This window comes from Affinirhizobium capsici (assembly GCF_977018625.1).
This window is the reverse complement of the sequence record NZ_CDRNXD010000002.1, coordinates 403,332-425,129: the sequence shown is the minus strand read 5'-3', so window position 1 is coordinate 425,129 and position 21,798 is coordinate 403,332. Positions and strand designations below refer to the sequence as shown.

The 21,798-nt window shown below is 55.4% G+C and carries 16 protein-coding genes and 1 riboswitch; of the genes, 3 read left to right on the top strand and 13 right to left on the bottom strand.

Translation table 11 applies throughout. The features are described 5' to 3' along the window. Positions 1-97: 97 nt before the first annotated feature. From AC0JZ1_RS01890 to AC0JZ1_RS01850, 9 genes are all read right to left on the bottom strand, one after another. Positions 98-2,785 (bottom strand): DNA translocase FtsK, encoded by a 2,688-nt coding sequence (locus AC0JZ1_RS01890; protein WP_471880746.1) that lies wholly within the window; start codon positions 2,783-2,785, stop codon positions 98-100. A 198-nt stretch (positions 2,786-2,983) separates the two neighbouring features. Further along, on the bottom strand, positions 2,984-3,559 hold the full coding sequence (gene recX / locus AC0JZ1_RS01885) for a recombination regulator RecX (RefSeq protein ID WP_471880745.1): 576 nt from the start codon (positions 3,557-3,559) through the stop codon (positions 2,984-2,986). Between the two features lie 45 nt (positions 3,560-3,604). After that, complete coding sequence (locus AC0JZ1_RS01880) at positions 3,605-4,597, bottom strand: TRAP transporter substrate-binding protein (protein WP_471880904.1); 993 nt, start codon at positions 4,595-4,597, stop codon at positions 3,605-3,607. A gap of 13 nt (positions 4,598-4,610) precedes the next feature. Further along, positions 4,611-6,404: a TRAP transporter large permease gene (locus tag AC0JZ1_RS01875; RefSeq protein ID WP_471880744.1), complete on the bottom strand. Its 1,794-nt coding sequence runs from the start codon at positions 6,402-6,404 to the stop codon at positions 4,611-4,613. Beyond that, positions 6,392-7,192, bottom strand: a complete 801-nt coding sequence (gene thiD, locus AC0JZ1_RS01870) for a bifunctional hydroxymethylpyrimidine kinase/phosphomethylpyrimidine kinase (protein WP_471880743.1) — start codon at positions 7,190-7,192, stop codon at positions 6,392-6,394. Before thiD ends, AC0JZ1_RS01875 begins: the two co-directional genes overlap by 13 nt. Next, positions 7,189-7,851 carry a thiamine phosphate synthase gene (gene thiE / locus AC0JZ1_RS01865; protein WP_471880742.1) on the bottom strand — a complete coding sequence of 221 codons (663 nt, stop codon included), beginning with the start codon at positions 7,849-7,851 and terminating at the stop codon, positions 7,189-7,191. Before thiE ends, thiD begins: the two co-directional genes overlap by 4 nt. Next, a complete protein-coding gene (locus AC0JZ1_RS01860; RefSeq protein ID WP_471880741.1) occupies positions 7,838-8,584 on the bottom strand; it encodes a hydroxyethylthiazole kinase in 747 nt (248 codons plus the stop codon). Before AC0JZ1_RS01860 ends, thiE begins: the two co-directional genes overlap by 14 nt. Continuing rightward, a complete protein-coding gene (locus tag AC0JZ1_RS01855; RefSeq protein WP_471880740.1) occupies positions 8,581-9,525 on the bottom strand; it encodes an ABC transporter substrate-binding protein in 945 nt (314 codons plus the stop codon). The genes AC0JZ1_RS01860 and AC0JZ1_RS01855 overlap by 4 nt, the downstream gene beginning before the upstream one ends. Beyond that, positions 9,522-10,304: an ABC transporter permease gene (locus AC0JZ1_RS01850; RefSeq protein WP_471880739.1), complete on the bottom strand. Its 783-nt coding sequence runs from the start codon at positions 10,302-10,304 to the stop codon at positions 9,522-9,524. Before AC0JZ1_RS01850 ends, AC0JZ1_RS01855 begins: the two co-directional genes overlap by 4 nt. Before the next feature lie 114 nt (positions 10,305-10,418). After that, positions 10,419-10,521: riboswitch (TPP riboswitch) on the bottom strand. Between the two features lie 131 nt (positions 10,522-10,652). Between AC0JZ1_RS01850 and AC0JZ1_RS01845 the strand changes: the two genes are divergently transcribed. The 3 genes from AC0JZ1_RS01845 to AC0JZ1_RS01835 all read left to right on the top strand — a co-directional run bounded on the left by AC0JZ1_RS01845 (position 10,653) and on the right by AC0JZ1_RS01835 (position 17,376). Next, positions 10,653-11,921 carry a metallophosphoesterase family protein gene (locus AC0JZ1_RS01845; RefSeq protein WP_471880738.1) on the top strand — a complete coding sequence of 423 codons (1,269 nt, stop codon included), beginning with the start codon at positions 10,653-10,655 and terminating at the stop codon, positions 11,919-11,921. Continuing rightward, on the top strand, positions 11,921-15,388 hold the full coding sequence (locus AC0JZ1_RS01840) for an ATP-binding protein (RefSeq protein WP_471880737.1): 3,468 nt from the start codon (positions 11,921-11,923) through the stop codon (positions 15,386-15,388). Before AC0JZ1_RS01845 ends, AC0JZ1_RS01840 begins: the two co-directional genes overlap by 1 nt. A gap of 122 nt (positions 15,389-15,510) precedes the next feature. Beyond that, the gene (locus tag AC0JZ1_RS01835) at positions 15,511-17,376 is read left to right on the top strand and encodes an adenine deaminase (RefSeq protein WP_471880736.1); all 1,866 of its coding nucleotides are present in this window, start codon (positions 15,511-15,513) and stop codon (positions 17,374-17,376) included. Here the strand turns inward: AC0JZ1_RS01835 and AC0JZ1_RS01830 are convergent, their stop codons facing one another. The 4 genes from AC0JZ1_RS01830 to AC0JZ1_RS01815 all read right to left on the bottom strand — a co-directional run bounded on the left by AC0JZ1_RS01830 (position 17,377) and on the right by AC0JZ1_RS01815 (position 21,275). After that, on the bottom strand, positions 17,377-18,438 hold the full coding sequence (locus AC0JZ1_RS01830) for an ABC transporter ATP-binding protein (RefSeq protein WP_471880735.1): 1,062 nt from the start codon (positions 18,436-18,438) through the stop codon (positions 17,377-17,379). It abuts the gene before it with no gap. A gap of 7 nt (positions 18,439-18,445) precedes the next feature. Continuing rightward, complete coding sequence (locus AC0JZ1_RS01825) at positions 18,446-19,234, bottom strand: ABC transporter permease (protein WP_471880734.1); 789 nt, start codon at positions 19,232-19,234, stop codon at positions 18,446-18,448. A gap of 3 nt (positions 19,235-19,237) precedes the next feature. Further along, complete coding sequence (locus tag AC0JZ1_RS01820; protein ID WP_471880903.1) at positions 19,238-20,062, bottom strand: ABC transporter permease; 825 nt, start codon at positions 20,060-20,062, stop codon at positions 19,238-19,240. Positions 20,063-20,234: 172 nt separating this feature from the next. Then, positions 20,235-21,275 carry an ABC transporter substrate-binding protein gene (locus AC0JZ1_RS01815; RefSeq protein ID WP_471880733.1) on the bottom strand — a complete coding sequence of 347 codons (1,041 nt, stop codon included), beginning with the start codon at positions 21,273-21,275 and terminating at the stop codon, positions 20,235-20,237. Positions 21,276-21,798: the final 523 nt, after the last annotated feature.

Here is a 21,798-nt window from a genome sequence, read left to right as displayed (position 1 = left end):
GCCCGCCCCCTCAAACTTTCGCTCAGTGTGTTACTTTAGCTTCATAAAGGCCTGACAACAGTAGCCACGCTACTTTGACAGTCTCATCACTATTTACTCAATCATCCGTCGTTGGACCGGCTTTACCAGCAATGATTTCGCGCTTGCCCACATGGTTTGCGGGACCGACGAGACCTTCCTGTTCCATGCGCTCCACCAAGGATGCTGCACGGTTGTAACCGATGGAAAGACGCCGCTGAATGTAGGATGTGGAGCACTTGCGATCCTTCATCACCACCTTCACAGCCTTTTCGTAAAGATCATCGCCATCCTCAGAGCCCATTCCGGTGCGATCGAAAACGGCTGCATCATCATCAGCCTCATCGTCAATCTCGCTTTCATCCTCCGTGACAGTGCCCAGATAATCCGGACGGCCCTGTGCCTTGAGATGCGTTACAACATGCTCGACTTCGGCATCTGAAACGAATGGGCCATGAACGCGCATGATGCGTCCGCCGCCTGCCATGTGCAGCATATCGCCCTGCCCCAGCAGATGCTCCGCACCCTGTTCGCCAAGGATTGTACGGCTGTCGATCTTGGAGGTCACCTGGAAGGAAATGCGCGTGGGGAAGTTGGCCTTGATCGTGCCGGTAATAACATCGACCGATGGACGCTGGGTCGCCATGATAAGGTGGATACCCGCAGCACGTGCCATCTGCGCCAGACGCTGGATTGCGCCCTCAATCTCCTTGCCAGCCACCATCATCAGGTCAGCCATCTCATCGACGACGACGACGATATAAGGCATTGGTGAAAGGTCGAGTTCCTGGTCTTCGTAGACAATCTCACCCGAATTGCGGTCGAACCCGGTTTGAACACTGACTGTGATCGTCTCACCCTTTTCCCGCGCCTGTGCCGCCCGTGTGTTGTAGCCATCAATGTTCCGCACACCGAGACGCGACATCTTGCGGTAACGATCTTCCATTTCTCGCACGGCCCATTTCAGGGCAAGCACCGCCTTTTTCGGGTCAGTGACCACTGGCGTCAACAGGTGCGGAATACCGTCATAAACAGAAAGCTCCAGCATCTTCGGATCGATCATGATCAAGCGGCACTCTTCCGGACGAAGGCGGTAGAGCAACGACAGGATCATGGTATTGATCGCAACGGATTTACCGGAGCCCGTGGTGCCCGCGACCAGAAGGTGTGGCATCTTGGCCAGTTCAGCAATGACCGGCTCACCACCAATAGTTTTACCAAGGCAAAGCGGCAAACGGTGTTTGGTTTCCCAATAATCCTCGCACTCGATAAGCTCGCGGAAGAATACCATTTCACGAACTGCATTTGGCAGTTCAATGCCAATCACATTGCGTCCAGGCACCACAGCGACACGAGCCGAAAGCGCAGACATGGAGCGGGCAATATCATCTGCAAGGCCGATTACGCGAGAGGACTTCACGCCGGGCGCAGGTTCGAACTCATACAGAGTGACAACCGGACCCGGGCGGACATCGATAATCTCACCCTTGACGCCAAAATCTTCCAGAATGCTTTCCAGCAAGCCTGCGCTTTGCTGCAGCGTATCAGGCTGCATCGCTTCAGTTTGCTGACCATATGGCTCCTGCAAAAGGGAAATCGGCGGGAACTCATATGTCTCATCGCTTGGGCGAACGGTGCGAATATCACCCAGTCCCGGCAGACCGACCTGAGCGCGCGGGCTGATGGAAACTATGTTGCGTACAGGAGCAGGCGTCACCGGAGCAATAACAGCAGGCTGCTCACCCACAATGTCAAGAGCTTCAGACGCGACAGCCGTCTCCAGCGCAGCTTCAGGCTGCACAGGAAGCAAAGGCGCCCATGGCTGCGTTAGCATGAAGGGAGGCGTGCCTCCAACCGGCGTGATTTGATGCGGAGACACAGGACGCGCCTCAGCTTCAGGCTCCGCCTTCGGCGCGTCAACAATCTGCTGCACCGGAGCGGAAGGTTCGACACGGCGAACTTCCCGATAAAGCGAGACAACAGAATCCCGCAGCGATGGGAGCGGCTGACGAATGATTTGTGCTGGACGTCGACCAGGGAAGCGAGGCTGTGGAGAAGGAGCAATGACAGGCTGTAGAGACTGTTGCGACATAGCAAATGATGCCTGGGCTGGCTCCAAAAGCACAGATGCATCGAAGCCACCTTCAAAGAAAGCAAAGTCCGACAACCAGGGAGAAACGGGCTGCGAGATCGGAGTATCGGCTGCGCCGAGCGCGATTGGCACTGCTTCGACCGGCTGAACAGGCGCTGGAAGAGGTTCATGAACGGTTTGAACCGGAGCGACCGCTTCCTCAACAGGATTATAATTTGGCCGCGCACGCTTCACGATGAGCGCACGCGGGGAAGGCTGCGGTTTAACCTTGGGAGCGGTCGGCAGGGCTGGCTGCTGCATGGCTTGAGCCGCACCTTGCAAAGCATTTACCAACAATTCCGGTGCGAGCGCTTCGGCGCGCGGCTGTTGTGCGGCATTCATATCCAGTGGTTCAACCAATCTGCTTTGCGCCGCTGGCATACGCTCTTCTGGCGCAACCGGGCCTACTTCTGCTCGTTGCTTGGACTTTGCCAGCGCACTTTCCGGCGTACGCGTAAAACGTACATTGGGTGCAAGCTTGAAAGCCGCCTGCCAAGGCGCTTGGGCAACATTGGCCTGGTTGGGATCAACGGCAGGTGTCACCTTTGCCTCGTGCGAAAACTGCTCGCGAGGATCGTGATCCTGCGAAGCTTCGTTCTCGGAGGGATTGGAATAGTTCGTTCTATTAAACTGCATGATACCGACCGCGTACAAAATGGCACCACTATGTAGTAAAAAATAAAGGTTAATGGCTCCTTTAGAAAAGCCCTCGCCTCGCGACGAGGTCCCGGTGGGAGACCCCTGAAAACTCAAGGAAAATATCTTTATGCTATTGATGTTTATATATAAAATTATTTGTCGGATTATGGTGACCCTTTAAGCCTCTGCGCCTACTTAGAACATTGGCCTATCGATCAGAAGTTCCTCCGCCTCATCACGGTCCATGTAGAAAATCCGGCTTCCAATCTCAAAGGAAAATCCCTGACGGGCGAAAGCGGAGAGTTCTTTGGCTTTCTGCTTTTCGTCCACTGCTACGCGTCTGAATGGACCGAAAGCGCGGCGTCGGGCATAGATGACTGCGGATTGGAGATCGTCGGCATCGCTGGTGGCTTCATCCGCAATCTCTCGGGATACACCTTTCTGCACCAGAGTTTGCCGAATGACCCTTTTGGACTTTCCAACCCGTTGTGAGGAGCGCGCACGAACATGCGCATACGCCGTGTCATCCAGCGCCTTCACATCGTAGCCAAACGTTACGGCCACCTGGACCAAAGCGGACACCTGCTCGTCCGAAATATCCTCGAACTTCTGCTTTGCTTTCCGGCTTATAGCGTCCGCCAACTGCTTCTCTGTCATCATGCGCTTGGAGAGGCGATAGGCCGCAGAATTCTTCGCCCAAGCCAGCATGCGCGCCGTCGGCACGGAAGATGGCTCCGCCATCGAATCGGGAAAATGAGTGTCATCAGCCATGGAGAATTGGTAACCGCTTCGAACGCAGTATGCAAAATACGGCCTCTATGATGCCGCTATCGCACTGATCTTTTCCATGCCACCAACTGCGTACGCGAAATCCTGCCAAACGGATTGCGCCCCTTGGCGCCAAGCTTCCAGATTTTGCGGTTCCAATACATGGCCACCGTTCTGCTTGGCCGTTTCCATGGAGCGTAGTTCGTCCTCAGTCATCAACTGATTGAAATAGTGAGCGCCCGATTGCGCAGCGGCAGAGAGAACTTCCTGCTCTTGCGCATTTAACCTGTTCCAGAACGTGGCGGAAAAATAAACGACGCCAGATGCCCTGATATGGGCCGTCTCAGTCAGATAAGGAACAACCTCGTAAAGCTTGAAGCCAGCATAGGCAGATTTGGTGAGATCCATTGCATCCGCCACGCCTGTGGAAAGCGCATTGTAGGTTTCTGTGATCGGGATCCCGACTGGGGCCGCACCGTACGAACTCCAGAGTTTTGTGTGGAGCGGGCTTTGAATGACGCGAATGCGCTTGCCACGTATATCTTCCGGCGCCATTGCAGGCTCTTTTGTCAGCAGATGGCGTGCACCGTAATCGATGAAATCACATGCAAAAAAATTTTGCGCTTTCAGTTTTTCACGCAAGTCAGCGCCCACTTGTCCAGTCACCACGCGACGAAGGTGATCTCCATCGCGAAACAGGAACGGCAGGTCCAGCACCTGCAATTCCGGCACCCAGCCCGACAGAGCCGAGACAGTGGACAGACTGGCATGAACAGATCCGAGCCGACTGGCCTCAGCCACTTCTTTTTCTCCGCCCAACGCACCGTTTGCAACGATGTTGAATCGGAAGCGCCCTGGCAGCTTTGCCTCAACCTGCTCTTGGATGTGCCTCCAAATCTTTGTTTCTGGCTTATCTTCGCTAAGGAGCGAGGCAACCGTCACGCTGGTTGCGCGCGCTAATGCCGGTCTCAAAAGAGCGGGCATCGTCAACGTTGTGCCCACGGCAAGCTTGAGGAATGAGCGGCGATTGGCAGCGATCATCAGCATGAACCTTTCAGAAGAGCAGCGCGCCTGCGCACAAAACAGCAAGGGCAACGAGCAGCGCGCCGAGATAGGGAAGAACAGCGCTAAACAGGGCTGAAGGCGGCACGCCTGTAACGCCCGAGACGACATAAACTAAAATGCCGAGCGGCGGCGTGAGCCCATGGATCATCAGATTGACCACGAGAATGACGCCGAAATAGATCGGGTTGATACCAACCGAGGCCACAGCCGGAACGAGGATCGGCCCCATCAAAAGAATGGCTGCGCCAATATCCAGGATCAGTCCGGCAATTAACAGGATGAAATTGGCGATGAGGAGTACAACCCACGGGCTACTGCCGAAGATATGGACAAGATCGGTCAGCTTGTCGGAAGCGCCGTCAACCGCCAACTGGAATGCAAAGGGAGCAGCCGACCCAATCAACAGCCCGATAGCACTGGCTTCAAGCGCCGACTGGCGGAAGCTCGCTACCAAATCTCCGCCTGGACGCCTTGACAAAAGCGCAAGCAGGAACGTGAACCCAGCCGCTAGAGCCGCCGCCTCCGTAGGTGTGACAAGCCCAAAACGGATGCCGAACACCACAATAATTCCAAGCCCGAATGCAGGGATAGCAGCATGCGCGGCCTTCAATCTTTCGCGCGCCGTTGCTGGTTTTGGTCCCGCACCGGCACTGGCCTTCACCGAAAATCGAATAGCAATGGCCAGACAAAGCGCCATCAAACCACCCGCCACGAAACCTCCTGTGAGAAGCGAGCCAACAGAGAGATTGGTAGCTGCTGCGAGCAGGAGAAATGCAATTGAGGGCGGAATGACATTATCCAGCACAGACGAGGCAGCGATAATGGCCCCTGCCTGTGCTGGGGGATAGCCGTTGCGGACCAATTGCGGCTGAAAGGTCGATGCGCCGAACGCTGCGTTGGCGACTGAGGAGCCGGATGCGCCGGAAAAGATCGCGCTGGTCAGAAGAACAGTCTGCGCCAGACCTCCGCGACGATGTCCGACCATGGCCGCGGCGAAGGTGACGAGTCGCTCTGCTGCCCCTGAGATCGTGAGCAACGAACCAGCCAGCAAAAAGAAGGGTATCGCAAGCAGCAGAAAGCGCGACATGCCGTTAACAGTGGAGGAGACGAGTGCCGGTTCAGCAAGGCTGCTTCCAAACGCGGTGGCAATGCTAGCGGCCGCCAGAAATGCATGAGCCACTGGCGCACCGCAAAGAATGCCGATCCCCGCGAAAATGGCCATGTAAGAACTGGGTGACCATTCGGTTTCGATGATCAGGGACTGACTGCACCAGTAGAGCATAAACCCGAGCAACAGCGATAGCGTCAGCGTGACTGGCTTATTCTCTGCCAAACGTTCCAGAATAAGAAGCAGCACCAAGAGAACCGCGCCTATGATGACAAAGGTAAACCGTATCCATTCCGGGAAACCCAGCGTTGGAGAAACCCCACCCACGGAAGCGACCGTACCCACTGCGCCGCCAGCCAGAACCATTGCTGCAATGACGGTAAAGCAATCCGCTGCCACAGCGCACAGCTTGCTCCCCGTACTCCCGACATACCGATTGAGCACATCAAAACGCATGGCGAGCGGCCCGCGAAATGCAAGGGGCATTCCGAGCGATATCAGCGCCAGGTGAAGCCAGATTGCCAGATCCTCCTGCCCCAGGAAGCTCGCATGAAACGCATAGCGCGCAACGACATTTGCAAGCACAAGACACAGCAGAACCGCGAGAAGCACAGCCAACACTGAACCAATCAGGCGATCCAGACCTGACTTTACCCTAGCAATCAAGGTTGCCACCAAGGATGAAAATGATGGACCGGGCCGCGACCTTGACCGACCTGCAAATTTCGTCCCGCTTTTAAAGCCTCATGCAAATAAGATTTTGCCTTTGAGACCGCCTCTCTCAGGCTAAAGCCCTTTGCAAGTCCCGCCGTAATTGCTGCTGCCAAAGTACACCCGGTGCCATGATCGTTTCTGGTATCGATCCGCTCTGCACTGAAAGCCGTCACGCCGTCAGCGGCAACCAGATAGTCAATGCTTTCGGTACCTCTTCCGTGGCCGCCTTTCATCAGAACTGCCTGTGGACCAAGCGCGAGAATACGTCTTGCCTGCTCCAGCATATCCTCCTGCGAACTTGCAACGGAAAGCCCCGTCAACAGCGCCGCCTCCGGCAGATTGGGCGTCACCACATAGGCTTTGGGGATAAGACGGCTTTTGAGGGCATCAATTGCATCCTCGCGCAGCAGCCGATCCCCTGAGGTCGCGACCATAACCGGATCGACAATGATTGGGCCGCTGAACGCAGCAAGTTCATCCGCAATGATGTTGATCGTCTCGGTTCGCGAAACCATGCCAATTTTCAACGCATCAACTTTGAGATCGCTGAAAATAGCCTGCATTTGCGCAGCGATGACGCCACTCGAAATATCTTCAACCGCAGTGACACCACGGGTATTTTGCGCCGTTACAGCCGTTATGACGCTAGCACCGTATGCACCTAAGGCAGAAAATGTCTTGAGATCGGCCTGAATACCCGCACCGCCGCCACTGTCCGAGCCCGCTATGGTCAAGGCTATCGCAGTCATTGCGCGCCCCCCTTCAAGCATTCATCGATCCGTTGGCGGAATGCGGTGACGGTTGCTGCTACATCTGAGACCCGGAAAAGTGCCGAGATGGCCGCAACACCATCTGCCCCGACCCCAATTACATCGTTGATTTTCTCTTGCGTTATGCCGGCAATGGCACCGACGGGAAGACTTGGATTGAGAAGGTAAATATGACGACGCAGCGTCCGCAGCCCTTCAAGACCAACAGGCGGATCGGGATTGACCTTGGAGAGTGTTTCGAAGACTCCGCCGATGCAGGCATAGTTTACGGAGGCTGTTCCGGCTGTTTCCGCATCGGCCAGCTTCTTGACCGTGACGCCGATAATCGCTTCGGACCCAAGAATTTGCCTTGCGATGTGAGGCTCCATGTCATCAGCGCCCAAATGCACGCCGTCGGCATTCGCAGCAAGCGCAACATCGACCCGATCATTGATGACGAAAGGCACGCCTGTGCCAGCAATGGCCTGGCCAATGGCGATGGCGCGCTCGATCATCAGCCGCGTCGACGCAGTTTTATCGCGATATTGAATGATCGTCGCACCATTCCGTACAGCGTGAGCCGCCAGTTCCGCTAGTGGCGCGATGTCCAGCAGCGATGCGTCGACGATTGCGTTCAGCCGGTAATCAACGGGTCTCATGATCGATCCTCGCCCTTTTTAGGATGTCCTGAGAGGTCAGGTTCGCCAACGCATCGAGAAAAGCCGGTTCGAAACTACCTGGACCCTTTGCATCCTGCGCGGCAATTTCTGCAGAGCAACCGGTGACCACCAAAGCGGAGGCGGCGGCAAGAAGAGCATCCTGCTCAACAGCCATGAAAGCTGCGATGACGCCGCCGGAGAGGCAGCCCGTACCAGTGACTTGCGCCATCCAGTGGTGGCCGTTGCGAATGCTGACGGAACGATGTCCATCAGAAAGCACATCGACAGGTCCGGTCTGGATGCGAAGGCTGGCGCGGGTGTCCGTGATCAACTCCATTTCCGCTGCATTGCCACGTATTATTGTTGGCCCCAGTGCAATCAGTTCACGAGCAAACTCCAGGCGACCTCGCGAGTAATCGCAGTGAACAGGATCAACGATCCACGGCTTTCCTGACGCATTGGCGATTTCCACTGCGATACGGATCACAGCGCGACGCTCCGCATCCAGCGTGCCGAGGTTGATTGTCAGAGCGTTCGCTTTAGCGACGAAATCAGCAATCTCATCCCGTGACGATGTCATGGAGGGAATTCCCCCCACAACTGTAATGCCATCGGCTGTGAATTTCTGCACCACCGTATTCATCAGGCAGTGGACCCGCGGACGGCGTGCTCGCACTTTCGCCAGCAATTCAGCCACGTCACTTGGCGTGGGCAAGGGTTTCTGAATGGTCATTTCAACTCCACCGCCAGTTCTCTGACATCCGGTGCTTTTGCAACTAGACCGCTCTCCGCCATGAAAGTGCCAAACCGCTGATAGCGGAGAGTATCGAGCGCCGCCGGACGCTTGGCAAAACGTGGCAGAGTATCTGCAAAAGCTTGGCGGTTCAGTTCGTTATCGAGGTCAGGATAGGCTTTCAAGAAAAGTTGCAGCGCCTCTTGCGGATGGTTGGTCAAGAAAATGGAAGCCTTCTCCACGGCGTGCAGAAAGCGCGGCAGGCGGGGATCAGCGATCAGATCCTTGCGGGTGACGAAGACGAGTTCGTCATAGATTGGTACGCCATGCTCTTCAGGAAAAAAGGCGATACCCTTGTGGCCTTCAAGGCGCATTTGGGTGATCTCAAAATTGCGGAAGCCGCCAATCGTGGCATCCACTTTGCCAGCAATCAGCGATGGCGACAGCGAAAAGTTAACATTGACCAGCTCAACATCCGAAAGCGAAATGCCGTCCGTTTCCAGCATGCGCTTCAACATGGCATCTTCGAAGCCCGAAACGGAAAAGCCTATCTTCTTCCCCTTCAGGTCCTTCAAGCTTTTGATCGGACCATCTGAAAGCACAGTCACTGTGTTGAGCGGTGTCTCGACAAGCGTGCCAAACCGCACAAGCGGTAGCCCTGCTGCATGATCCAGATAGAGATTGGGCTGGTAGTGAATGCCGATATCCGTCTGCCCTGTCGCGACCAGGCGCGGAACGGCGGAGGGGTCTGACGGCGGGATGAGGGTTACATCGAGCCCTGCTTCCTGAAAATAGCCCTTCTGCTGCGCCACGACCAAAGGGGCATGATCCGGGTTTACGAACCATTCCAGCAGGACATTCAATTTGTCTGCTGCCAGTGAACTACTGCAACTGAGAAGAATGAAGATTGCACTGAACAGTGCAAGAAGCTTGGCTTTCATGAGAGCATTCCTGAATGAAGTGAGGCATGGCGCAAAGAGGCGTTTTCCCGAGCCCAGGGAACCAGATTGATTGTCAGCCGATCAGTCATGAACCGGAGAAGCACTGTAAAAATGGCCAGTATTGCCATGGCAGCGAACATCACATCGGTTTGCAGCCGCGCATTGGCTTGCATCATGATGAAGCCAAGTCCCCCAGATGCGCCGACCCATTCACCCACTACTGCGCCCAGCGGTGCCAGAGGCGCAGCAATGCGCAGACCGGAAATCAGTGAAGGCAAGGCAAGCGGAATGCGCAGCAGACGCAGCGTTTGCAGATGGCTGGCCGAAGTTAAAGCTGCGGCATCCAGAACGGTGGCGTCGGTGCGTCGCAAGCCATCATAAAAGGCGGAGGCGACAGGAAAAAAAATAATAATGATTGTCATAGCCACCTTGGAGGCAAGGCCGAAGCCGAACCAGATGACGAGCAACGGCGCCAGCACAAACACCGGGAAGGCCTGCAAGACCAGCATCAGTGGCCAAACAATCCGGCCCGCTTTGGGGAAAGCAGCAATTGCAACGGCTGTGGCTGCACCGAGCACCGACCCAAAGAGAAGGCCAGTGATCATTTCGGTCGCAGTTAACAAGCTATGCTGGAAGAGGAAAAAGGGCTGGTTCAGAAAGACGTGGAGAACAGCCTGCGGAGACGGCAGCAGATAACGCGGTGGCGCGGTGAGTATAATGATCGCCTGCCAAAAGAGCAGAAGCATCATGAGAGAAACCAGCGCCTGACGCAGGGTCATCGCCGCACCTGGGACTGCCGAAGCGACGTTTCAACAATGGTGGATGGACGCGCCATCGCTCAATAACTCCTGCCCAAATTGATGTCGGGTCAGGCGATGAAGCGAAACAGCGCTGGCGTTGCGATTTTCCGTTCCTACGCCGGTATAACCCGGATCAGGTTCAAGGGTCCGGCTCACCGCCATCTCAGCACCGTCTGGTGCTCCCCTCGGAATAGCTTCACCTAAAGGTAAGCGGGCCAACATGTCAACGCAGACGACAGGTTCGTCATGAAGGATACGAATGACTAGAGGTTGTGCAGGGCAATATAACGACATTGAACAGAAGCGCGAAGCGGACTAGATCAGGGCATGGCCTTCAGGTTCGTTCATACCGCAGATATTCATCTTGATTCTCCACTCCGTTCGCTTTCGCTGCGAAACCCGGAGCTTGCCGCATTGATTGGCGATGCCACGCGCCAGGCACTCATCCATATTGTGGGTCTGTGTCTGGAGGAGCGAGTGGATGCCCTGATCATTGCTGGCGACCTCTACGATGGCGACCAGACCTCCATGAAAACGGCGCGCTTTCTGGCAAATCAGATGGAGCGCCTTCATGAGGCCAATATCAAGGTCTTCAAGATACGGGGCAATCACGATGCGCTTTCGCGCATTACGCAGGAACTGGTGCTGCCGCCGTCGGTGAAGGTGTTTACGGGTCGGGCGGAGGCGGTGGAGTTCAAGCATCACGGCCAAACTGTCGCTGTCCATGGTTTGAGTTTTACCAAGCCCCATGCGCCGGAAAGCCTGCTCACCAAGTACAAGCCAGCCATCCCGGGTGCCATTAATATCGGGCTCATGCATACAAGCCTCGCCGGTGCGCCGGGGCACGACCAATACGCCCCCTGCTCGGTCGCCGACCTTCATGCGGCGGGTTTTCATTATTGGGGGCTAGGTCATATTCACCAGCGCAGCGACCACGCTGGGTCGCGTAAAGTCATCATGCCGGGCATGCCGCAAGGCCGTGACATCAACGAAGCTGGCGAAAAAAGTGTGAGCCTTGTCACGGTGCACGACGATGGCAACGTCACCGTTGAGGAACGGCTGACAAGCATCGCACAATTCGAGCGGATCAGCGTCGATGTCTCTGGCACAACGAATTGGATCGAGGTTGTTGAACGGATTGGCGAGGCTTTGCAGAACCGGAGATCGATTACTCGCTCGGAGCATCTGGTTGCTCGTCTGAAACTGAAAGGATCTACTCCTCTTTCCTGGACAATCCGGCGCGATCTCGACCTGCTTCGCACCGAGGCGGAGCAGCGGGGCGAGCGCATCGGCAAGACGTGGATTGAAAAAATCGAGCTCGACCTCCGGGCTACTGGTGTCGAGCAACCATCAACCGGAACCGACCCGATTCTTGAGTTAAACGAGATCATGCGTGACCAAGTGATGGTCTCGGCTGGTTATCGGGAACAGGTTCGGGAGATGATTCAAGCGCTCTTGGATGATCTTCCCGCGGAGGCCCGACAGATTGCTGGCAAGGACGACGTTGAACGTGAGGCCTTTCTGCAAGCTCTTATTGCAGAAGGCGGAGAAGAGTTGGTTGCCAGAATGGCGCAAGCGCGAAGCGAGGACGACTGATGCGACTTCGCCGCCTGGACCTGACCCGCTACGGAAAATTCACTGGCCGCATTCTGGACTTCGGCGACAAGACACCGGGTTCGCCTGATCTGCACATTGTCTACGGGCTGAACGAGGCAGGGAAATCCACAGCCTTTGCTGCCTATCTCGACCTCTTGTTCGGCATTCATGACAAGTCACCTTACGACTTCCTGCACGCTTACAACACGATGCAGATTGGCGCCCGGCTGGAGATTGACGGGAAAGAGCATGAATTCGCCCGCATAAAGAAGCGCAGCAACTCGCTTCTGGACACAACCGGCCAGCCCCTGCCGGAGGCGCTGATCACATCCGCGCTCGGTGGTTTAACGCGCGAATCCTATCGGGCCATGTTTTCGCTCGATGAGCATTCACTGCAAGAGGGTGGACGGTCTATTGTGGAAAGCCGTGGCGATCTCGGCGAATTGCTTTTTTCCGCAAGTGCTGGCCTGGCCGAACTTGGTGCCGTGCTGAACCGCGTAAGTGAAGAGGCTCAGCAGTTCCACAAAAAGCGAGCGAGATCGACGCAGCTTGCTGAATTGAAGCAGAAGCTCGCCGATGTTCGTAAAGAGCGCGATCAAATCGATACCTATGCTGCTACCTACACATCTTTGCTGGCGACAAGGGATCAGGCCCAGAAGAATTATGATGATGCGCTGACAGAGTTAGGATCTGCCCGCACCCGACAAGCGGAACTGCAAGCCAAGCTTCGCGCATACCCACTTTCTCTGGAAGTGCAGCGCCTTGCGCGCGAATTGGAGAACTTTGCGAACTTGCCAAAGCCGCCCCGTGAGTGGCAATCTCTGCTGCCGGACATGATCCGCGACGAAACGCGCCTTCAAACTTTGAAAGCGACGAAGGCCAGCGCGATTGCACGATTGGAGCGCGAACTGGATGAAATCGAGATCGATGAAAAGGTTCGGTCCGCTGCCGATGTGATTGCCCGCCTTGCAAAAGAACACGGCGTAATCAACGGCATGGAAGATGACCTACCTCGCCGTCATCTTGAGCTTCGTGAAAGCGAGACAGTGCTGGCACAGCATCTGAAATCGCTCGGTCGCAGCCTGGAAGAAGACCCCCATCGCCTTGTTCTGCCAGCGGCCCTTACGGGTAAGCTCAGGGACCTGATTGAGACGCGCTCTGGCATTGCGGCCTCATTAACTTCCAGCGCGCGTGAGCTTGAACGAGCTCAGGAGGCAGAGGCCGATCTTCGCCAGAAGCTTGACGCGCTGGAAGAAAGTGAGCAAACGCCAACAGACATTGCTCGTCTTCAGACTGCTGTTGAGCGTTTGAGCCGAAGCGATAAATCCGCGCTTATTGCCATGGAAGCAAGGGGATTATCGCGCCTGCGCAAGGAGGTCGAGCAGACTGCATCGGCACTTTTGCCTTGGGAAGGTGACGAGGACGAATTGCAATCCCTCCAGCTGCCAGATGTTCGCCAGATCGAAAATCTGCGCATGCAGGCAACGGAGCTCGATCGCCAACTCCTACGCGCGCGTGAGGTGGTGCAAGAGGCAAAAACATTGCTTGCGCAGGCTCAAGCCCGCGTGAGCACACAGCAAGGTCTGTCGGACAGCTTCGATGATGACACGGCAGCCACTTTGCGGAGGCAGCGGGAAGAGGCTTGGATACGTCACCTGACAATGTTGGATGCGGAAACGGCTAACGCTTTCGAGCAGTCCATGCGGGCTGATGATCGCATCTCCGAGTTGCGCCTTTCCCGATCCGGCGAAGTAGTGGAACTGCGTCATCTTCGCCAGGAAATCGCGGCGTTCAAGGCAAAACTGGAGCAGGCGGAAAATGCCGTTCATCATCTTATTGAACAGCGCCGCGACCTTCTTGCCCACATCAGATCAAGCCTTCCCTTCCAACTGGATCGCGAAATTGATGCCTTCTCGCTATTGAGCCTTTGCGAGAGGTGGCAGCAAGCTCGGGAGCGACATCTTGCAAGCCTCAAGCAGCTTCATGAGGCTGAGGAACGACAGGTAGCGCTGCAAGCGGAGCTTACCCAAGAGGTGGATGCGTTCGACAGTTTCGTCCGTCGCCTGCCTATCGATCTGGACCTTGATTTACCCCAGGCGGAAAAGCTTGCTGCCATCGTGGACTGGTTGGAGCTTGCAAAGCGACAGCGCGGTGAACGAGAGCATTTGGAACGGCGATTGGAGGAATTGCACCGGGAGATTCGTGAGCGCGAGCGCGATGCCGAATCCGCAAAACAAGCCGAGTTAACCTGGCAAGCCCAATGGCAGGAGGCGCGTTCCCAAGCCTGGTTCGGTCAGGAAAGTGATCCTTCTTCCGTTCGTGCCATACTCGATACGTTGAGTGAACTTCCGGCAATCCTTGCCCAGAAGGACCAGCTAAGCCACCGTGTATCGCTGATGGAGCAGAATATTGCCTCCTTCCAGAAAGCCGTTCAAAAAACCGCAGCAGACATCGGGTGGCGGGCAGCCGATTTGCCAACATCGGCTTTGGCAGAACGGCTGATCCGTGCAAGGCTCGATATGGAAAAAGCTGAAGAGCAGCGACAGACCAAGTTGGCGGAACTCACCGCCCTCCACAACGAATGGCAGGAACTCGAGCTTCGTATTGCCGGTCATGCCGCACAGCAGGAAAAATTCGCCACTTTCTTCGAGGTTTCTACGCTTGATGAAATAAGCCGCAAGTTGGACGATGTGGCCGAGCGAGACCGACTGGAGGGCCGTAAAGCCGAATTCGAGCAGCAACTGGTTTCGGAACTCGCCGTTAGTGATCTCGCCGAGGCCATCGAACAAATTTCAACGCTTGATCTGGATACGACCCGCGACGAAAGCGAGCAGCTTGCGGAAAAGATTGAGAACCTCGCGCAACGTAGCCGCGAGCGGTTCGTCGATTTGACCAAAGCACAAGATCAGATTGACGCGGTTGGAGGCGATGATGCGGTCGCCCGCCTTGAAGCCAAACGCTCGACCATTATCGTAGAGCTTGAGGAACTCGCAATTCACTATCTGAGGCTGCGAGCCGGAACGCTGGCGGCGGAGAATGCGCTATCCATCTATCGCGACAAGCATCGCAGTTCCATGATGACCCGCGCTTCGGCTGCATTCAGCCAAATGACAAGGGGAGAGTATAGCGGCCTAAGCTCCATCCCTGACGGTAGCAAGGAACTCCTGATAGGCGTGACTAAGGAAGGCGGTTCGAAGCTGTCCGAAGTGATGTCCACCGGGACGCGGTACCAGCTCTATCTCGCGTTGAGGCTGGCGGGCTACGAAGAATTTGCTGCGGTCCGCCCCTCCGTTCCCTTTATCGCAGATGACATCATGGAAAGCTTTGATGAGCCGCGGTCCGAGGAAGTTTTCCGTCTTCTCGGCAATGTCTCGCAGCTTGGTCAGGTCGTCTACCTTACCCACCATCGCCACCTCTGCGACATCGCGAAGGCGACTGTACCAGGCGTTCAAATCCATCATATTTGATGTTCCTCAATCGCAGCGAAGAATTACAGCAAGCGGCGTTGCGGCTCCGGCTCAATGCCGCTATGTGCTTTGAGTAACGAGAATTTTTAGTTTTTGCGCACCTTCAAAAGGGAGCGGCTGCCATGACTTTCCCCTCACCTGACATCAATCCGGATGCAGCAACGGAAGTTGCTATACGTCAGGAGCTAACCCTTGTTGCACTCGGCAAACGTCCAGCGGATGTCGCACTGCGTGTTGGCAGATTGCTCGATGTCGCGACGCGAACATGGGCTGAGGATCAGGAAATCATCATCAAAGGCCGCCGCATTGCCTATGTCGGGCCAGCCGGCAGTTATCCCGGTGAAGTGGCGCACCGCATTCATGAGCCTCAGCTTTCGGCCATTCCCGGTCTGGGCGAGGTTCATAAGCATATTGAAAGCTCACACCTGACGCCGGAATATGAGGCAGCACTGGTTCTGCCGCGCGGCAATACGTGGACATGTGAGGCAAGCCACGAATTTTCCAACGTGAATGGGGCGAAGACGCTAGAGTTCTGGCTGAAGGCGCGCGAAGCCGGTTCTCCGCTTAAGATCTTCCCTCTGCCTGGCTCGGCAGTTCCGCCTACGGGCTATGAGCATGGCGGCGGCTATCTTGGATATGACGAGCAGAAAACCTTTCTTAAACAGAGCTTGACGGTCGCGGGTCTTGATGAGGTCATGGATTGGCCTGCCGTTTGGAATCGGGAAAATCCTTCCTATGAACGGCTCTGGGGCATGATCCGGGCCACCATTGAGCAGCGTGGTGTCGTTGAAGGCCATGCCGCCGGCATTCGCGACCTCCCGACGATCAATGCTTTCGCAGCAGCAGGCCTTGCATCCGACCACGAAGCTTGGACTTTCGAAGAGTTCTGGGACAAGTTGACCCATGGGCTCTTCATGGAGCTGCGACCCCACAGCCTGCCGGAGGTTATTCGCGGCCTTCTGAACAAGGGCTTGCAGGATTGGTCTCAAATTGCTTTCACCACAGACGACCGCAGCGCATCGGACACGCTCAAAATGGGCGCCACCGATTACAATGTACGCCTTGCAATTGAATCAGGGCTCGCACCTGAAATTGCCATTCAATGCGTAACCATCAACCCGGCGCGGCATATGCGGCTCACCCCCTGGGTCGGGGCAATTGCACCCGGTCGCTACGCGGATATCGTCCTTCTCTCGGATGTTCAGCGTTTCGAGATCGCGAAGGTTTGGGCAGATGGAAGACAAGTTTCTGATGGCAGTTGCTATCTGCCGGACGTCCCGAAAATCGATTGGCCGGAATGGGCAACGAAGACGATCAATATTGGCCGGGCATTGACTGTCGAAGACTTTGCCATTCGCGCCGAACCTGGGCGCGAAACCATGCAGGCCGCGGTTCTACGCCCGTTTCACTGGGACGATCATTTCCTCACCTACGAGCTACCGGTGATGAACGGAGAAGTTCAACGAGACGAAAGCCGCAACATCACGAAGTTCTCCGTCATTGATCGGTTTTCAGGCAATGCGGCGGTCTCGAAAATGTTCTGGGTGGGGTGCGGTCCGAGAACACCGGACACCGCACTCGCCTGCTCCATGGCACATGACAAGCATAACATCTGGTGTGTCGGCTCATCGGATGAAGCGATGGCCAAAGCTGTCAACGCCATCGCAGCAAATGATGGTGGTTGGGCGCTGGTGCGCGAAGGTCATCTCGTCGCAACCGTACGCTATGAGGTCGCTGGCCTTATGACCTGCCGTCCACCGGAGGTTTTGCATGAAGAGATGCAGACGCTTTACGCCGAGGGGGAAAAGATCGACTGGATGTATGAGCCGACATTCAGTCCCCGCTGGTTCCCTGGCTTCCCGGAACGCCTTGCCTTTGCGACACTCACCTGCGCGCCATGGCGTTGGGTGCTTGTGGCACCCAGCGATTATGCGCCTCAGGGACTGGTGAATGTGCAGACCGGTGAAGTTCAGCCAGTCGTTTTCTGATCAAGCAGTCTCAGCCGGCAGAATGCAACACTGCTCTGCCACCGGTATCAGCACCGCAGATGTTGCTGTTTCCAAAGGTTCCGCTAACGATCCATTGGCCAAGTAAGTGCCAGAAGCAGTGGAGCTCTGATATTGATAAGCACGGCCCAGATAGGTACGGATGCCGAGCGTCACTGGCATTCCCTCACCTTCTCTTGCCACCATCAATCCATCCGGTCGTGCAGCGAGGATGAAGCGGTCGGGGATCGCGCCAAGTCTATCCTGAGAAAGACGAAGCTTCGCACCATCCTGCGTTTCGGCCACAATCATTTCCCCATCCCGAGCGATTGTCTTCATTTCGATGAGATTCTCGAAGCCTACGAAACGGGCGACAAAGCTGTTGGCGGGTCGCTGATAGAGCACTTCCGGCGTATCCAACTGCATGATGCGGCCTGCATTCATGATCGCCACGCGGTCGGAGATGGAAAATGCCTCTTCCTGATCGTGGGTAACATAAAGGGACGTGGTGCCATTGGCCCGCTGTAAACGGCGAATTTCCACGCGCATATCAACACGCAACTTGGCATCCAAATTGGAAAGCGGCTCATCGAACATCAAGAGCGGCGGCTCTATGACCAAGGCACGGGCAAGAGCGACACGTTGTTTTTGCCCGCCAGACAATGCGGCAGGCATACGATCTGCGAAAGAGGCTAGCCCCACAAGTTCCAGCATCGCGTCTGCGCGGCGCTTCCTGTCAGCGGCTGCGATACCGCGCTGCTTCAAGCCGAAGGCAACATTGTCTCGCACCGACAGATGCGGAAACAGGGCGTAATTCTGGAAAACAAGCCCGATGTCCCGCTGATGCGCTGGAAGGCGGGTGAGATCCCTTTCGCCGAGTCGAATTGTGCCTCCACTGGGCTGCAGAAAGCCTGCCACCAACCTCAGCGTGGTGGTTTTGCCGCAACCGCTCGAGCCTAGCAGCGATACAAGCTCGCCTGCCTGAACCGAAAGCGAAAGATCCTTCAGAACCTGCGTGGAGCCGTAATGGGCGGATACATTTTCGAGGGTGAGAGATACTGTCACGGGCGGTTCACTTTGTCAGGAATGTCAAGCCGAGTGTGGCTTCGACGATAGCCATAACACCAACGGTCAGGAGCATGAGGAGAACGGATACGGATGCGATAGTGGGATCGAAGAACTGCTCCATATGCGCCAAAATCTGAATGGGAAGCGTGGAAACGCCGGGGCCAGTCAGAAACAGCGAAATGGAAACATCGTTGATCGATGTGATGAAGGCGAGAATGAAGGCAGCAACAACCCCTGCCCCGATATTTGGCAAAACGACTGTGAGGAACGCCTTGAACGGCGGGCAGCCGAGACTGATGGCAGCCTCCTCGATGGAAAAGTCAAAGGAGGCGAGGCTCGCCCCCACAACGCGCACCGCGTACGGTAATACCAAGAGCGTATGGCCGAGAAGCAGCGTCGTGAAGATTGGCAGGTCCAGACCAATGGTCACCGATTTCATCAGCGAAAATCCGAGCACGATTTCCGGCACAAGAATAGGCAGAACAAAAACGTTGGAGAGCCAGGTCGGTAATTTAATACGGAACCGGTTCAGGGCGTAAGCTGCCGGAATGCCAATCAAGAGCGCTAGGAAAGTACCACCGAAAGCAATCTGCAAGCTGGTGAGAGCCGTGGTTTTGAACGCTGTAATATCGAAAATATTGATGAACCAACGAAAGGTGAAGCCTTGCGGGGGAAAGGTGAGATAGCTCGTATCGCTGACCGAAGCGCCGAGAATAATGAAAAGCGGTGCGATGAGGATTATGAAGATGATGCTGGCTATGCCAATGAGTGCGGGATGAAGTTTCGTCTGCATCGTTCAAGCCGCCATCGGGTTCATGCGGCGCGCAAGCCGCGTCATCAACACCACGATTGCGATGGTGACGACAACCATGATTGCAGCGATTGTGGAAGCGCCCGTCCAATCAAAGGTCACCATGGCTCGCTGATAAAGGAAGGTGCCCATCATCATTTGGCGCTCGCCACCCAAAAGCTGCGGGGTGGCATAGGATGTGAAGCTACCTGTGAACACAAGAACGGCCCCAATGATGATGCCGGGCATCGCGAGTGGCAGGATAACCTGTCTAAAAACCGCAAAAGGCGCAGCACCAAGGGAGGATGCAGCCTCCAGCACATCCTTTGGAATTCCTTCCAGAACGCCAGCCAGTGTCAATATCATCAGAGGCACGAACAGATAGACCATGGCGGCAATAACAGCACCTTCGGTGTAAAGCATTGAAAGTGGCTCTGAAATAATGCCTACATATAAGAGAGCACTATTTACTATGCCGTTCTTGCCCAAGAGGATGAGCCAGGCGAAAGATCGAACCACAACGCCAGTGAGAAGCGGAAAGACAGCGGCGATAATCATCACACTCTTCAACCGTCCTGGCATGTGCGCCACGACATAGGCCGCGATAAACCCCAGAATGACAGAAATGAAGGTGGTGATAAGGGAGACTTCGATCGTGCGATAAAGCACGTTGCGCCGAAAACCGCTGTTGAAAAAGGCGAGGTAAGGCGCGAGCCAGCCTTTGGCATCCGTGAACGTTGCCACCAAGGTGGTTCCAACGGGAAGTATCAGCAACAGAAGCACCAAAGCGCTAGCTGGCGCAACCAATAACCAGGGGCTTAAACGTTTAATCATGCCGATCTGAGGCTTTTCTTTCCGTGGACATTCTCGACGCGGATACGGCGATGGAATGAGTATGTGGAGTTTTCGCTACATTGCTTAGCAAATGAACGTTGCCGGATAAACAGGCAACATTCAAGCCCATTGTCCCGGCCGGTAGAGACAATGGGCTTATTTCCCATGATTACTGGCTGAAGATTTCATTCCAGCGGTCAATCCAATCAGTCTTCGCCTCATTGAGTTTTTCGTAATCGAGACGGTTTAGCTTGGCGATCATCTCTGCGCCGTACGTCCACATTTTTGCCTGCTCAGGCGTAAGCTGCACTTTGCTATTCACAGGCGCATCGACACCTTGTTCTGCCTCAAGCTGCTGTACCTCTTTTGAAAGCACAAAGTTGATGAACTGGTGAGCTAGTTCAACGTTTTCAGAACCTTTTGGAATATTGACCGTGTTCAGCGTGGCGATGTCGCCATCAGACAAAGTGGCCCAGGTCATGGTCGGGACTGCACCTTTGAGCGAAGCAAGTGTGAAATCCTGCGCAATCGCAACCTTGGCTTCGCCGGTAGAAATGAGGTTCACCATCTCCGATCCGGTATTATAGTTCTTGGCGGTGTTGGGCTTCAGCGCTTCAATTGCTTCGAACGCCGTGTCCGTATCGTTAAACGCATCAGCACCCGCATGTTTGCCCGCCTGCAGAACGACCATCGGCCCAGCAGTCGTCGTAATGCCCGGTAGCGTGATCGCACTCTTCAGATCATCGCGCCACAGATCGTTCCAGGAGGTGATCTGCGGCTTCACCTTTGCGCTATCGTAAACGATACCAACGCGACCGATGGTGTAGGCTGGACCATAGCCGCCCTGCGGGTCTTTGGCGATATCATAAAGTTCGGCGAGATTGGGCAGCTTCGTAGCATCAACCTTCTGGAACAAACCTTGCGCGATACCGAGCTGGGAGAAACTATCCGTAAGGTAGATGACATCGACACCCTTGCCGTCACGCAGCTTTAGCTTATTCAAGCGGTCAGCATTGTTGCCAGTCTCAAACACGATGTCGCAACCGCAAATCTTTTTGAATGGCTCGATGACATTCGCGTTGAGCTTGTCACCATTGTAACCCCACCATGAAATGGTGAGCGTCTTGGTCTGTGCCGATGCATTCACTGCACCTGCCAAAACCAAGCCAAGCGCTACTGCGCAAGGGCGCAGGCGGTTACGATACGTCATTTCCTCGTTCCTTCTCTGGGGATTTTGTGTGAGGGCGAGAACCCAAGCTGAATGATAGTGGGACTTTTCACTTCATTTCAAGCCAAGGATGCACTGCAGCATGAGCAATTCCGCAAATTGTAGACATTGCCTCTCTCGAAAGACGAGTGGTCGCTTGCTTTAAACGTTGGAGTTTAGCTTCGGAACAAAGGCTCTGAGAGCCACGGTAAAGCATGTAGATTGCAAGCGCGAATAGAAGCCCCGCCAACGCCGTATTCGAAGCACCTTTGCACATAGAAGGGTGTCTTGCGAGCATGCTCCCAGCCACACGTCCGAGCGCCCCCCCAACAAAGAGACTACCAAGCGGCAAATCGACATGCCGGAAAGCGCGTAGTTGACTGTGGTCGTCAGGGCAAACGCGGGAACAGCAAGAAGAGAGGACCCGTTGACAAACAGGATTGGCATTCCCGTGAAAATAACCAGCCCCAAATAGGACGTCAGCCAGAAGGGCAGCCACCATGTCTGCATCCCATGCTGCACCTGC